A 462-nucleotide genomic window follows, 5' to 3' on the forward strand; every position below is an offset into this window, starting at 1 on the left:
GGGCGCGGCCACGCCCGTCTCGCCGAGGCCGGCATCGCCGTCTCGGTCGGACTGATGGGCGCGGAGGCCGCGCGCGACCAGCGCGGGCACGTGAGCCGGATCACCCGCGGGCGCCCCGCGCTCTTCCTCAAGCTCGCCCGCACGGCGGACGGGTTCGCGGCCGGCGGGGAGGGGCGGTTGCTGATCAGCGGGCCGCAGGCCAATGCCGAGATCCACCTGCAGCGGGCGCATTGCGACGCGATCATGGTCGGCGTCGGCACGGTGCTGGCGGACGATCCGGCGCTCACCGTGCGCCTGCCCGGGATGGCCGCGCGCTCGCCGCTGCGGATCGTCCTCGACCCCTGCCTGCGGACCCCGCCCGATGCCGGGCTGGTGCGCACCAGCGCCGCCGTGCCGACCCTGATCCTCGCCGGGCCCCGGGCCTCCGACGCGGCCGCCGACGCCCTCGGCGCCGCCGGCGCC

The 462-nt window shown here is 78.8% G+C and carries 1 protein-coding gene; it reads left to right on the forward strand.

What is annotated here, in order from left to right; translation table 11 throughout:
- Nucleotides 1-462: dihydrofolate reductase family protein (locus A5481_RS31850; RefSeq protein ID WP_197514286.1), on the forward strand; the 462-nt coding region annotated here is incomplete at both ends.

Origin of the sequence: Methylobacterium platani (genome assembly GCF_001653715.1) — a bacterium.
GTDB lineage: Bacteria > Pseudomonadota > Alphaproteobacteria > Rhizobiales > Beijerinckiaceae > Methylobacterium > Methylobacterium platani.